Consider the following 14,856-nt stretch of genomic DNA (forward strand, 5'->3'; position numbering starts at 1 on the left):
ATTATGAATGTCTTGAGCTCAACACAACCTGCCGTTTCAAATCCCGGCCCGCGCCATCCCCTTTTTCCTTCCGGCCATCTGGTCCCCTTCATTCTCGTGACGGCCTTATTTTTTCTCTGGGGAATTCCGAACAACCTGAACGACGTTCTGATTCGTCAGTTCATGAAATCGTTTACTCTGACGCGCACACAGGCCGGATTGGTGCAGTCTGCGTTTTATATGGGCTACTTCCTGCTGGCCATGCCCGCCGCGTTGCTGATGAGAAAAGCCGGCTACAAAGCCGGATTCGTAATCGGCCTCTTGCTATATGGCAGCGGCTGCTTTCTATTCTGGCCCGCCGCCGTGGCGGGAAGCTATGGCTTCTTTCTGTTCGCGCTGTTTGTGATTGCCAGCGGATTATCGTTTCTGGAGACGGCCTCCAATCCCTTCATCGCACAACTGGGCGATCCGGATACGTCGGAGAGACGGTTGAATTTTTCGCAGGCGTTTAATCCTCTGGGGGCAATCTCGGGCGCGCTGATCGGAACCGTATTTATTTTCTCCGGCGTGGAACTCTCCCCGCAGGAAGTCGCGTCACGCAAGGCCCAGGGACTCTACGAAGCTTACCTGCGAATGGAAACCCTGCGCGTGATCAAGCCTTATCTCGTGATTGGCGCAGTCGCAATTTTCTGGGCGCTGCTTATCCTGCGCACGAAGTTTCCCGCCATTCAGAGCGAGCACGAGAGCAGCCGGGGCGACCACGGCCACTTCAGAGAACTCCTGCACTATCCGCATTTCTTGTGGGCTGTTGCCGCACAATTTCTATATGTCGGCGCACAGGTCGGCACCTGGAGCTACTTCATCCAGTACGTTCAGGAATCCACTCATCAAACCGAAAAAATTGCCGGCTATTTTTTGACCGGGACGCTCGCGGCCTTCGGGCTGGGCCGATTCGCCTCGGCTTACCTGATGCGCACGATCGCTCCGAACAAGCTGATGGGAGCGTATAGCATTGCGAACATCGTCCTGGTTTCTTTGGGCGTGCTGTTTCCGGGATGGTTCGGTTTGTGGTGCGTATTTCTTACCAGCTTTTTCATGTCGCTGATGTTCCCGACAATATTTGCCCTTGGATTAAAAGGATTGGGTCCGAACACAAAAATCGGCGGATCGCTGCTGGTGATGGCGATCGTGGGCGGCGCAGCTTTGACGCCGATGATGGGATTCATTTCCGAAGCAGCCCACAGCATTGCCGTGGCCTATCTGGTTCCGCTCGTCTCTTATATCTTTATCGCGATTTATTCTTTCTTCGGGTCAAAGCCGCGAACAGCGTCGGCGAGTTAATCGACGTGCTCGCCCTCTTCGAACTGTCCCTCGGCGGCCGGCAGCACGTCGCGCTCCCCGGCGATCCAGACGTAGAGCGTGGGCAGAAGGAAGATACTCATCACCAGGGCCGCGATCAGGCCGCCGACGATCACAATGGCAAAGGGACGTTGAGAATCCGAACCGATGGCGTGCGAGAGCGCGGCGGGCAGCAGTCCTAAAGTCGCCACCAGCATGGTCATCATGATCGGGCGCAGTCGCAACACCGCGCCTTCGACCGCAGCATCTTCGATGGTGTAGCGGCGCACGCGCAACTGATTGATGTATTCCAGCATGATCACGCCGGTTTGTACCGACACGCCGAACAGCGCCAGGAACCCGACTCCCGAAGAGACGCTGAAGTTCGTGCCCGTGAAAAGAAGCGCCAGCAGGCCGCCGACGGGAGCGATCGCGATATTCGCCATGATCAGCATCGCCCACTTAAATGACTTGAACATCGTATAAAGAATGATAAAGATGATGAGGATCGTGATGGGCAGCACGATCAGCAGGCGCGCATTGGCTCGCTTCTGGCTGGCATATTCGCCCTCCCATTTCAGGTGATAGCCGATGGGCAGTTTCACCTGTTGCGTCACTTTGGCGATGGCTTCTTCGACCGCGCTCCCCAGATCGCGCCCGCGGACGCTGTATTTGATGGCGATATAGCGCTCGTTGCCCTCGCGATAGATTTCACTGCCGCCGTCCTCCACCTGAATCCGGCAGAGTTGCGCTAGCGAAACGCGCTCTCCCGTGGGCGATAGCAGCCGAATATTTTCGATGGCTTCTTTGGTGTCGCGGAACTGCGGGAGATAGCGCAGGACGAGATCAAAGCGCGCTTCGCCTTGCAGCACCTGGGTAAGGGCATTGCCGCCGACGGCAGTCTGGACCGCGTCCTGCACGTCGGCCACGTTGATCTGATGGCGGGCCGCGGCACTGCGGTCCACCGTTACATTCAGGTTCGGCTGGCCGAGTACTCGAAAGACTCCGAGATCTTCAATTCCCTTGACGCCGCGCATGACGGCCACAATCTCATCCGCTTTGCCTTCGAGCGTTTTCAAATCATCGCCATAGATCTTAGTGGCCAGTTCGCCCTTTACGCCGCTGACGGCTTCTTCCATGTTGTCTTCGATGGGTTGCGAAAAGCCCCAGAGGACGCCGGGAATTTTGTCGAGTTCGCGCTGCATGGCGGCGATCAGTTCATCTTTGTCTTCGTGGAATACCGGACGCCAGTCTTCTTTAGGCTTGAGATCGACGAAGAACTCGGTATTGAAAAAACCGGTATTGTCGGTTCCGTCGTCGGGACGGCCCACCTGGCTGGTGCATTGCGGGACTTCCGGAAAGGAGCAGAGTACGATGCGAGCCTGGTTGGCGACGCGAATGCCTTCGTCCGGCCCAGTGCTGGGAGCAAGCGTGCCCCGGACCCAAAGCGCTCCCTCGTCGAGGTGCGGCAGAAATTCGGAGCCAATCGCGCCGCCGAAGGCCAGATAACCTCCCACAGCCAACGCAAACACGCACGCGCCAACCGTGATTACGCGATGATGAATGGCCCACCGAAGGGCGCTCCGGTAATATTTTGCTATGGCGGTCATTACCGGGTTGTGCCATTCTTTCGCTCCTTTGGCGAAGGCGAAGCTGGCCAGAACCGGCGCAATCACGATCGAAAAAAGCAGCGCCCCCAGCAGCGCAAAGGCGACGGTCCAGGCCATGGGCTTGAACAAACGGCCTTCCACCCGCTGGAGCGTGAAGATCGGCAAAAATGCGGTGATCGTGATGATAATGGCGTAGAACACCGGACGCTGCACTTCATGCGAGGCATCGCTGATTTTTTCGATGGAGGTCTTGGTGCCGCTGCCGACGCCACTGAGACTACGCACAATATTTTCCAGCAACACAATCGCGCCTTCCACCAGTACGCCAAAATCCAATGCGCCGATGGACAAAAGGTTGGCGGGAATGCGGCTCAGATCCAGGCAAATCGACGCAAAAAGCAGCGAGAACGGAATGGTCGCGGCGACGATGAGCGCGCCTCGCACATTCCCCAGAAACAGGAATAGGACGATTGAGACCAGGATCATGCCTTCGGTCAGGTTGTGCAGCACGGTGTGGCTGGTCAGCTTCACGAGAACGGTGCGATCGAGGAAAGGGACGATCTTCACTCCGGGCGGCAGGATGTGATCGTTCATCTCCTGGATTTTCTCGTGGAGATTTTTCAAGGCCGTATCCGCGGCCGCGCCTTTCCGCAGCAGGACGATGCCGGAGATCACATCGTCGTTGTCAATGATCTTTCCGTCGTCGCGGTGAATCGCGCGCGCAAATTGACCCAGCCTGATTTTCGGGCCCTGCGACACGACCGCAATATCTTTCACGCGCAGCGGCGTGCCGTTCCTGGTCAGGATGACCGTCTGTTCAATGTCGCGAACATGACCGACCAGGCCAACCTCGCGAACGTTAATCTGTTGCAGACCCTCTTGAATGAAACTGCCGCCCGCATTGGCGTTATTGTTGGTCAGTTGCTGCTCGACCTGAGCCAGACTCAGGCCATAGGCGATCAACTTATTGGGATCGACGCGAACCTGGTACTCGCGCGTTTGGCCGCCGAAGCTGGCGACGTCGACGATGTCGGGAACCGACTTGAGGTTCTTCTCGATGACCCAGTCCTCGAGGTACTTCAGTTCCATCGGGTCGTACCTGGGATTGGTACTGCGCAGGGTGAAGAAATAAATCTGGCCGACCGGACTCCAGTCTGTGCCCATCTGCGGCACCACGCCAGTCGGCAACGTCACTTGGGCAAGGCGCTCGAGCACCCGCTCGCGATTCCAGGCGTTGTCGGTTCCGTCCTCGAATATGAGCTTCAGGTCGGACAGGCCGAACAAGGAAAAGGATCGCAGATGAACGATTCCGGGAATGCCGTTCATCGCCGTTTCCAGCGGAATTGTGACCTGCTGCTCGATTTGTTCCGCAGAAATTCCCGGCCACTGCGTGATGATTTCGACGTAATTGTCGGCAACATCTGGATAAGCTTCGATCGGCAGGTTTCGAAATGAAAGAATGCCCCAGGCAAATAACAAAAGTGCCATGCCCAGGACGAGCAGGCGGTTATCGAGCGCGAAATCGACGACGCGGCGGATCATCTATCGCTGCACCTATTGTTCCACCGTGTTTTGCAGATCGAGCGCGTTCGACACGACCTGATCGCCGGGCTTGATACCGGAAACGACCTCCTGCTGCTTATCGGGCAGCATGTTTCCGGTTACCACTTCGAGGCGTTTGAAGCGCCCGTTGCCCAGCGGGGCATAAACCCACTCGCGGTCGTGCAAGTGCAGGATCGCCGACGCCGGAATCGTGGAATGGGTTTCGGCTTGCTTGCCGTAGAACGTGGCCGTAACGAACATTCCGACCCGCATCTGTCCTGGATTCTTTACCTCCAGCCGAACTTTTGCGGTACGCAGGTTGGGGTCGAGGATGGGCAGAATGTTATCCACGCGGGCTTTGAATACTTCCTTGGGATAGGCGTTCAGATGGATGTCGGCCGTATCGCCGACTTTCACTGCGTCCAGATCGTTCTCGTAAACGTCACAGAGAATCCAGACGTACGATAGATCGGAAATCGTAAACGGATTCGGTCCCGAGAGACCCTGAACTCCCGAAGCATTCGTAATCTGTTGGTCGGTGATAACTCCCGAGATGGGCGCGGCGATGTCGACGATGCCCGAGGGATGGTCTTTGTCGATGCCGAGAACACGCAACTGTTCAGTGGCGGCGTTCAGGTCGGTCTTGGCATCGGCTGCCGTCGCCTGAGCGATCTCCAGGGCACTTTTGGCGATCGCTCCTTTTTCGTAGAGCAACTGGGAGCGATCCAACTGCAAGCGAGCCAGGCGCTCCCCATTTTCGGCCTTCAGATAAGTCTGGTAGGCGCCGGAAACATCGTTGCTGCGGACTCTCAACAGCACCTGGCCCTTTTCCACGACATCGCCGAGCCTGGCCTTAACTTCAACGACACGTCCGGCAGCCAACGAAATCACCGGCACGGCGCGCGAGATGTCGGGTTGCACGACGCCGGTTGCGTTGAGCGCCGGGACCGCTTTGTGCTCGACCGCCGCCACCAGGGGGAACTGCTCCGGATGATCGACTTTGAAGTTGTTGGCATCGAGATCCGGCTGAACGACTGCCTTGGGTGGCGCCTCCGATTTGGGGTCCCCCTTGCTTTCGCTGCAACCGGTGAACCCAAGGGTCACCACGATGCAAAGAATAGTTTCTAAGAGGACCAAGCGTCGTTTCACTGAATGACCTCGCGACCCACGGCAAGATTGAGCTGGCTGGCCGCGTTCAGATAAGAACCTACCAGGTTCAGATAATTGAGCTGCACCGAGCGGTAATCGCTTTGCGCGTTCAAAAGATCAAGCAACGAAGCCCCGCCGTGCTGATATGAAAACGTTACGGTGTCCCGCACGTGTACCGCCTGTTGCAGATATTTCTGTTTGTAGGGCTGCAAGAGGAGCACATTACTGTTCAGGGTTGCGTAGGCGGAATCCACATCGCTGAAAACCTGTGCCTGGGCGGCGTCCAGGAGCCGCTGGTTGCGTTCGATGTCGAGTTGGGTGCGCTTCTTTTCACCTTGATTTCGGTCGAAAATCCGGAGCGGAATGCTTACATTCACCCCGAAATAAAGGTCGATCGGAGGATTGCGCGCTACGTCCAACCCAAAAGTTGGATCCGTCGACCCGTTCGCGACTGCCAGTTTATAGTCGGTCTTGGCTTTATCCAGGGATTGCGTTGCCGCTTTCAGATCCGGCCGGGTGTCGAGCGCCGTCTGCCGCACATCGTCCAAAGCCGGAAGCTGATCCTTGAAATCGAATTCGCCGGTAACGTCAAATTTCTCGATCGGGGTGCGGTCGTTCAACAGCATCAGCAGCTGAATTTTCGCCGTGCGCAGGTTCACATCCGCGGTCTGCACATCCGATTGGTATTGCACTCGCTGCAACTCCAGACGGTCGAGATCGATCTCTGCAATGTCCCCCGCCTTGAATCGTTCGCGACTCACATCGAGCAAATGGTCGTAGTAGGTTAGATTCTCCTTGGCCAGGTCGAACACGGCCTTGGCTTGCATGATATTCACAAAGGCCGTGCGGAGATTGAACAGCAAGGTCCGTTCCAGATCGGCCTGGGTTGAAATTGCGATCCCCGTTGCCTTCCTGGCGCTTTCGTAGCGGAGATCGCGTTTGTGATCGCGCTCATACAGGTAACTGAACGAGGCGGATGGAAAGAAATAGGCTAAGGGACCGTGATTCGGGCCGGCACCGAAGGGATCGATCTGGTCGCCGGAGAGCGTCAGTCCCGGATTCGGCCGCAGGTGAGCCGTGATTTCCTGTGCCTTGGACTCGTCTATGTTTAAGGCGCCGGCTCGGAGAGTAGGGTTACTTGCCTCAAACCGCTGTTGGACTTTCTGCCAGGTCCAGGGCTCCTGGGCCTGAGCGGCAAGGCAAAGCATGAGGAGGAGACCGAAAATCCGGCCCGTGCCGTTCCCGGTGGACAATCCGGGCGGTCGCCGGTCGCAGCTCCGCCGTCGCCCAGACAGGCCTGCGCTTATATCCCACAAGTGCGAAAAGATGGCTGGCATTAAAGCAGACTCATCGACCGCCGGTCGGACTAAGCATGCCAGCGGCACAACAACCCTAAATGAGGATTGTACGGAATTGAGGAGATCGCCGGGAACTATCTTTCGAGTATAGCCCGCCAATCTTCCGATTACCAAGGGCTATTGATTCACGGAAGCTTAAATCGACTCACTCGAAAACTAGGGCAGCAAGCCGTAAACATCAAGTTCGGTCGCGGTCCCGACGTACACCTTTCCGTTGGCCACGGTGGGGACGGCAAACTTCACTGCCAAGCCGGCTTGATCGCGGGTTGCGTTTTGGCCTGTGTTGTAAAGTTCCCGCGCAAGGTTCGTAGCGTCGTAGGCATGCAGAACGGCATTGGTGCTTTTTACCGTCGCCAACACCCACAGCACTCCGTTGGTTGACCCATTGGCCGAGATGACCGGTGTCGCGCCCGGATAAGCATAGAGGAGTGACGACTTTGACGTGGGCGAGGTCGACAGCTGCGCGTTGAAGAGCAAGTAAGACTTGGCATAATCCCCGACGCCACAGAAATACACGTTGTTCTGCCAATACGCGGGCATACTATGCGCCGTGGGGACTGTTCCGGCCGGCAAGACTTGCAGCACCTGATTGCCGTTCGCGTTGTACTGGCCGAGATTGGTGCGATCGATAAGATACACCATTCCCTGTTTGCCCGCGGCGACCAGCATTTGGGTCGGCGGCGTGGGTTGGTCCGGAATCAAAAGAGGCCCGCCCGATCCCAGGTCGAGATCCGAGCTGTTGAGCACACTGAAATTCGAGGGCAGAAAATAATCTGCAACCGATAAATCGCCGGCGTTGGCCTTCACCAGAGCTTCGCCGTAATCGCTGCCGTCGGCATTCACGTCGGTCGTCCCGTTGCCGATCGCGAAATAAATATATCCATTCTCGTCGACGGCCGGGGCGCCACCGCTCTGCCAGATTCCGGCTTGCAGGCCGTTGGGAGTGGAGACGTAGGTCGCTGTCTGCTGCAAGGTGCTTTCCGAATAGCCCATCAGCCAGCCGTGGTAAGGCAGAATGTCGCAGTGGGAACCAAACCCAATGTAAACGACGCCGTTATCCAGGAACAAGCCGGCGCGCTGGTTTTGCATCTGGGGATTGAACTTCACGGTTCCGTTGTTGGAGTTGGACGAACCTTGAATGGCCACCGGGCTGCCGGCCCGTTCCATCCCGGAGGTAATGTCAATCGCATGCAGATATTGATAATACGTAGTCACTCCGCCGTTGACGATCTTGCTGCGGGCGACTACGAACAATGTATTGGTTGCCGGATCGATGACGGGGGTCCCAGTGATGCCGATCAGCGGCGAAATGTTCGAGCAGCCCCCGATGTCCGCCGCACTCAGCACCTGGCCGCCGGCAGGAATAAGGCTCACTTGCCACAGCGGTGCGGTCGTACTTCCATCGGCGTCGAAGGCATAGAGGCTGTCATTTTCAGTGGCCGCATACACCACGTTGCGCACGCCCGCGCCGGCGACGTTGACGCCTTGCACATAGAGCGGCTCGGCGTAAAGCTGACCGTCAACGGGATAACTGACGAGCTTGCCGAATTGGGTTGAGTTCACATTGCCAGTGGTGAGAACGGTTTCCGATAGATTTTGACCTGTACGCCCGTTGTCATTGTGATAGACCAGAGTGCCTGCAAAGCTGGTGATCACGACGGGCACCGTTGCACTCTGCGTCGTTTTTGCGGTGCTGGTGGCCGTGACCTGGTGTGAGCCCGCCATGGCCGGTCCCGTGTAAAGACCGGAAGTCGAAATCGTCCCAGTCGTAGTGTTGCCGCCGGCAATTCCGTCCACGGCCCACGTAACATTCGAACTGGCCACGCCGCTGATGTAGGCCTGGAACTGCGCGCTCTGTCCGGCAGTCATAGAGGCCTGCACGGGCGTAATCGAAACCGTGGTGGTCGGCGAGGAGCCCGTGCCAGTCAGGGATACAGTTTGCACCGTCGTAGGATCGGTATCGCTGAAGGTAATATAGCCGGCGCGAGTGCCGGTCGCCGACGGAGAGAACGTGACGTGAACCGTGCAACTCGCCGCCGCGGACAGGGACGAGCCGCAGTTGTTGGTCTCAGCATAATCGCCGCTGGCGACGATGCCGATCACGCTCAAAGAGGAAGCCCCGCTGTTGGTCAACGTGATCGCTTGAGCTGCGCTCGTAGTCAGCACGTTCTGCGAAGCGAAGGTCAGAGTCGTGGGCGAGATCGACGCTAAGGGTCCGCCGGTCGTTCCAGTTCCATTCAGCGTGATGGACTGGGGAGTTCCAGCCACATTGTCTGAGACCGAGATTGTCGCTGTCCGCGCGCCGGCAACCGTGGGGCTGAATACTGCGTTGATATTGCAATTCCCTCCGGCAGGCACCGTAAGACCGCAATTGTTCGACTGGGAAAAGTCGCCGGAATTCGCGCCCATGATCGTCACGCTCGAAATGGTCAAGGTGGCATTTCCGGTATTGAACAACGTCACTCCACCGGTGGCGCTGGAGGACCCAACCGCGGTGTTGGCAAATGCGATCGTGGACGAACTGAAGCTCACTACGGGCGCGGTTCCCACGCCGGTAAGGGGCGCGGTGTGCGGGCTGCCGGCGGCATTATCGATGACCGACACGCTGGCCTGGCGCGTGCCTACTGCGCTGGGGACAAAAGTCACGCTGATGGCACAACTCGTTCCCTCAGCCAGTGAGGGCCCGCAGTTGTTGGTCTGCGAGAAATCTGTGCTATTGGTTCCCGTGATGCCGATTGAAGTAATCGTCAAAGCAGCGTTGCCCGAATTGCTGAACGTGAGCACGCTTGCGGAACTGGTCGTGCCCACGGCTCGGTTGGCAAACGTGAGGCTGCTGGGGGAAAGGCCGACAACCGGTGCGATCCCTGTTCCCGTCAGAGCCGTGCTCTGAGGGCTGCCACTGGCGCTATCGCTGACCGAGATGCTGGCCGTGCGCAGGCCTGAGGCAGTGGGCGTGAAGGTCGCAGTAATGGAGCAAAACGCCCCCGCCGCGAGCGAGGTGCCGCAGCTATTTGTCTGGGCGAAATCGCCGCTGTTGCTTCCGGTAATACTCATGCCAGTAATGGTCAGCGTCGCCGTGCCCGAATTGGTCAGCGTAACGGCAGTCGACGGACTGGTTGTGCCAACCGTCTGATCGGCAAAAGTAACGCCGGCGGGCGAGAATACGACCGCAGCCGCGATGCCCGTCCCCGTGAGCGGCACAGTCTGAACCGTTGAGTTGCTGTCAGCAATGGTCACGACTCCCGGGATCGAGCCGGCAGAAGTTGGAGTAAATGTGACGCTGATCGTGCACGACCTTCCGGCAGCGACACTGGCGCCACAACTATTCGTCTCAGAATAATTGGCGGAAGCTGCGATGCTTGAAATGCCGAGTGCCGCCCCGCTGTTGTTCGTAAGCGTGATGGCCTTGGCCGCACTGCTTGTATTGACCGCTTGGTTGGCGAAGGCCACACCAGTCGGTGAAAACGCGATTGTCTGAGTAACTCCCGTGCCCGTTAGATTCTCGATCTGCGGACTGTTGGTCGCGTCGTCGGTCACTACAACCGTGCCGTGGCGGCTGCCGGTGACCGTGGGCGTGAAGAATACAGTGATGATGCAATTTGCTCCCGCAGGTACCGAAGTGCCGCAAGTGTTGGTCTCGGTGTAATTCCCAGTGGCCGTCAGGCTGCTGATGGTAAGCGGGCCGCTGCCGGTATTGGTGAGCGTAATTGTTTTCGGCGCGCTGGTGGAATCAAGGGCCTGGCTGCCAAAGGTGAGCGAGATGGGCGACAAACTGACCGTCGGCGCGCCCGCGCCAGTCCCCGACAAACTGACCGTCTGCGAACCAGCGGCGGCGCTGTCCGCGATTGTGATGGTTCCAGTCTGCGTGCCGGTTGAGGTGGGCGTGAAACTGACGGTAATGCTGCACGCGGCGCCGGCGGCAACCGACGATCCGCAGTTATTCGTCTGCGCGTACTCGGCGCTGGCGGTGATCGAAGTAACCGCCAGCGCCTCGCTCCCCAGGTTGGTCAGCGTAACCAGCTGGGCCGCGCTGGTCGTGTTCACGGTCTGAGTCGCAAACGTCAAGCTTGCCGGCGAGAGAACTACTGAAGCCGCGATGCCGGCTCCGAGCAGAGAGACGGTTTGCGGGCTGCCTGGGGCGCTATCGGTAATCGTGACGTTGGCCGAGTCGGAGCCTGCGACGGTCGGGATAAACGTCACGTTGATGGTGCAATTCGCTCCCGCCGCAAGCGTGCTCGGACTCGTAGGACAATTGTTGGTCTGGCTGAATTGCGAGCTGTTCACCCCACCGACGGCAATACTGCCGATGGCCAGAGTTGCGCTTCCTGAGTTCGTCACTACCACCGATTGGGAAGCACTTGAACTGCCCGCGTTTTCTGCGCCGAACGACAGACTAGAGTTGGAAAGCGTGACGGCCGGCGCCTGCAACAATATCGAGACAGTATCGTCATCGGCATTTGAAACCACCAGGTCGGCTCTGCCATCGCCGTTAAAATCGCCCACGGCCATCGCCAGACTTTCGTCGCCGATACTGAATGTTAAGGCTCCTGCGGTATTGAATGTGCCGTCGCCATTGCCTGGCAGAATGGAAACTGTATTGTCGCCGGAGTTGACGACCGCCACATCGATTTGTCCGTTGCCATAAAAGTCGCCCGCGCTAATGGCGAAGGGCAGAGTCCCCACCGCATAAGGAACCCCGGTGGCAAACGTTCCCGCGCCGCTGTTCATCAGCACGGCAATGTTGTTGCCCCCATTGTTCGCGGCTATCAGGTCAAGCTTTCCATCCCCGTTCAGATCGGCGGCAACCAATCCGTCGGGATCGGCGGGGGTCGCGTAATAGGCTGTGCTTATAAACGTGCCATCCCCTTTGCCAAAGAGCACGGCGATATTGTTGGATCCAGAATCGGCTACAGCGAGATCAAGGTTTCCGTCAGCGTTGAAGTCGCCGCTGACCACCGCGATCGGACCGGCTCCCACCGAGTAACTCACGGGAGTTTGAAATGTGCCGTTGCCCAGGCCCAGATAAATGGAGACCGTATCGTCGGCGTTATTGGCCTCGACCACGTCCAGAAAACCGTCGGCGTTGAAGTCTCCGACCGCGACCGCCATGGGTTCGGTACCGGTGGCGTAGTCCACGTGGCTGCCGAATGTGCCGTCGCCGTTGCCCAGGAGAATCGAAATCGTATACGCCGCCCGATTGGCGGTGACCAGATCAAGTTTGCCGTCGCCATTAAAGTCCCCGACAGCGATAGCGATGGGATCGAAGCCGGTGGCGTAGATGACTGGCGCGGCGAATGTGCCGTCGCCATTGCCCAGAAGAATCGAAATCGTATTGTCAGCCCGGTTCACCACGGCGACATCGGGTTTGCCGTCGCGATTGAAGTCGGCAATCACAATGCCCCGCGGATCGGTACCCACGCCAAGATCGGTTCTTCCAAGCGAAACCGTTGCCGTCGGATTCGTAATCTGGAATGTCTGCGGATTGGAAGTCCCGCCTCCGGGAGTGGGATTGGTGACGACGACTTGCGCTGTACCCGCCGCAACCAGACTGGCAGACGGAACCGCGGCGCTCAACTGCGTTGAACTGACGAAGGTCGTCACCAGGCCACTGCCGTTCCACAGCACCGATGACGCGGAGCCGAAACCGGTGCCGTGCAAGGTCAGCGTAGAGCCCGATCCTCCCGGAACCGCCGTCATAGGGCTTAGCGGTTGCTGAACCGAAGGGATGGGCAATGCCGCACTCACCCCCGTACCACTCAGTGTGGCCGGTATGGGCGCGACCGAAGATGCGAAGGTTACGTTGACTGTGGCTGTGAAATTTCCCAGGGCAGCCGGGGTGAAGCTAATGTTGATCGTGCAGTTTCCGCCGGCGGTGATTGTTCCGCAGGCATTGCTCTGGGAAAAATCTGCCGAACTCGCGCCCTGGATGGTCACTGCCGAAACCTGCGCGCTGTAAGAGCCGAGGTTCGAAAGGGTCAGGACCTGGGATGAACTGGTTGTTCCGATCGCCTGCCCGGCGAAAGTCAGCGTGCCGGGAGAGAAACTGGCAACCGTCCCCGCGCCCGTGAGGGCAACGGTTTGCGGGCTTCCAGTCGCATTGTCGGTCAGAGAGATCGTCCCCGTGACCATGCCGTTCGCAACCGGAGTGAAGGTCACAGAGATCGTACAACTCGCTCCCGCGGCGATGGTGGCGGTACAGTTATTGGTCTCAGCAAAATGTAAACTCGGTTTAATACTGGAAATATTAAGGGTGGCGGTTCCAGTGTTCGTCAGAGTAATGTTCTGAGCCGGGCTGGTGGTATTGCGAAGTTGCGTGCCGAAGGTAAGGCTGGTTGGTGACAGCGTAACTGCCGGACTCCCCGCGAGCGCGGGCACACAATATACGGGAATAACACTGAGTGCTGCGCACACACCAACGAGCGCGCGCAACGGTGCAGCACACCGACGCAAGCGGTTGGGCCAGACGCAGCCTAGCCTTGGAATACCAGGCACCAGCCTTCTCCTTACTGATGATCAGCGATGATGTTGATTCGAACCTGAGGGGGGAGCGCTATTATCTCACGAAACAAACTTCACGCAACGAGACTATTCTCAACTTGGCGAGGTTGCAGATTCTTGCATACCAACTTATTGCATGCCGTGTCTGATGACGCTTCGTATCAGGGCATGTCTTTAGACATGCCGTGAGCGGGCGCGCAACGCCCAGGCTTTAGCCGCTGGCCCTTGTCGGGCCCCGCCCAGCGGCTGAAGCCGATCCCTGGGGACGCTGTCGGACGGCATCGCTGAAGCGACGCCCTGATACGAATCGTAAAACCACCGATACGAATCGCTAAAACCGCCGAGACCAATCGCTAAAACCGCGGATAAGAACCCTGAACCCCTATGAAACGTTTCGAGCCCTGACTGCACTATCTCTATACGTGGAAGACATTGGCTCGTAGAGCCGATGGGCCACAGTTCAGAGGCTCGGCTTGGCAAACACCGGCCGCAGTTCTCGTAAGCGCCGGAGTCGAATCCGGGGGGAAGCGGCTCCGGCGCTTCTGAATTCAGGCTTCCCCAGCCGGCTGAAGGTATTTCGAGTTCGCAGGAGATTGTTCCTCCCCGTGCAGAACGCTCGTCCCAATCCGCCCGCAGTTTGCCGTCGTCCTGGTCCCTCGCTCGTAAAGCGCCTCGCGTCATCCGCCCCGGCTTCCAAAGGCGGCAGCGCTGCGCCAGCCCCGGTGCTAAACTTTGTGACACTTCACAACGTGCGGGGCAAGTTTTTGCAATTCCAGTCTTTTGATGAAGCCTATCTCAGCCGCTTGCGGTCGGGTGACTACCGCACGCAGGAGCACTTTTCCGCCTATTTCAGCGCGCTCATCAAAATCAAGTTAGGTTCCAGGCTCAACGCGCCCGAAGCCATCGAAGATGTGCGCCAGGAGACATTCGCCCGGTTTTTTGTGGCTTTACGCGACGGCAAGATTCTGCAACCCGACCGCCTGGGCGCTTTCGTAAATTCCATTTGTAACAACGTCCTGCTGGAGCACTATCGGTCCTCGACTCGCAGCACTTCGCTGGACGAGGATGAAGAGAAGAATTTTCCGGCCCTGAACGTCGACTTCGTGGGCGCCCTCAGCGCCAAAGAACGAGAAAAGAAAGTCCGCGAAATCCTGGAGAAACTGTCAGAACGCGACCGCCGCCTGTTGCGCGAAGTCTTCCTCGAAGAGCGAGACAAGGATCAAGTGTGCCGCGACTTCGGCGTCGATCGCGAATATTTACGCGTGCTGTTACACCGTGCCAAGCAAGCTTTCAAGTCATCGTATCTGAAGCATTCGGGAGAGAATCCCCCAGATTTTGCTCCAGCTTAGGAATACGCAGACCAGAAGCGGCCAGGCGCCTAA

6 protein-coding genes are annotated in these 14,856 nt (G+C 58.0%); 2 read left to right on the forward strand and 4 right to left on the reverse strand.

Annotated features, from left to right (window positions below; translation table 11 throughout):
- The first annotated feature begins 3 nt into the window (after window positions 1–3).
- Window positions 4–1,320, forward strand: coding sequence for an L-fucose:H+ symporter permease (gene fucP / locus VGM18_01765; protein ID HEY3971696.1), 1,317 nt, complete (start codon window positions 4–6; stop codon window positions 1,318–1,320).
- Here fucP and VGM18_01770 read toward each other — a convergent pair.
- The 4 genes from VGM18_01770 to VGM18_01785 form a co-directional block, all read right to left on the reverse strand.
- Window positions 1,317–4,469 (reverse strand): CusA/CzcA family heavy metal efflux RND transporter, encoded by a 3,153-nt coding sequence (locus tag VGM18_01770; GenBank protein HEY3971697.1) that lies wholly within the window; start codon window positions 4,467–4,469, stop codon window positions 1,317–1,319. The genes fucP and VGM18_01770 overlap by 4 nt on opposite strands.
- Before the next feature lie 12 nt (window positions 4,470–4,481).
- Window positions 4,482–5,618 carry an efflux RND transporter periplasmic adaptor subunit gene (locus tag VGM18_01775; protein ID HEY3971698.1) on the reverse strand — a complete coding sequence of 379 codons (1,137 nt, stop codon included), beginning with the start codon at window positions 5,616–5,618 and terminating at the stop codon, window positions 4,482–4,484.
- Window positions 5,615–6,826, reverse strand: a complete 1,212-nt coding sequence (locus tag VGM18_01780) for a TolC family protein (protein ID HEY3971699.1) — start codon at window positions 6,824–6,826, stop codon at window positions 5,615–5,617. The genes VGM18_01775 and VGM18_01780 overlap by 4 nt, the downstream gene beginning before the upstream one ends.
- Window positions 6,827–7,132: 306 nt before the next feature.
- Window positions 7,133–13,351 (reverse strand): choice-of-anchor D domain-containing protein, encoded by a 6,219-nt coding sequence (locus VGM18_01785; protein HEY3971700.1) that lies wholly within the window; start codon window positions 13,349–13,351, stop codon window positions 7,133–7,135.
- Window positions 13,352–14,208: 857 nt separating this feature from the next.
- On the opposite strand from VGM18_01785, the gene VGM18_01790 reads away from it, so the two are divergent.
- Window positions 14,209–14,823 carry a sigma-70 family RNA polymerase sigma factor gene (locus VGM18_01790; GenBank protein ID HEY3971701.1) on the forward strand — a complete coding sequence of 205 codons (615 nt, stop codon included), beginning with the start codon at window positions 14,209–14,211 and terminating at the stop codon, window positions 14,821–14,823.
- Window positions 14,824–14,856 lie beyond the last annotated feature (33 nt).

Origin of the sequence: Candidatus Sulfotelmatobacter sp., assembly GCA_036500765.1 — a bacterium.
In the GTDB taxonomy this organism is placed as follows: domain Bacteria; phylum Acidobacteriota; class Terriglobia; order Terriglobales; family Acidobacteriaceae; genus Sulfotelmatobacter.

Bases quoted from the DNA above. Each gene is read 5' to 3' on its own strand.
- fucP (HEY3971696.1), top strand. From the start codon at position 4: ATGAATGTCTTGAGCTCAACACAACCTGCCGTTTCAAATCCCGGCCCG.
- VGM18_01770 (HEY3971697.1), bottom strand. From the start codon at position 4,469: ATGATCCGCCGCGTCGTCGATTTCGCGCTCGATAACCGCCTGCTCGTC.
- VGM18_01780 (HEY3971699.1), bottom strand. From the start codon at position 6,826: ATGCTTTGCCTTGCCGCTCAGGCCCAGGAGCCCTGGACCTGGCAGAAA.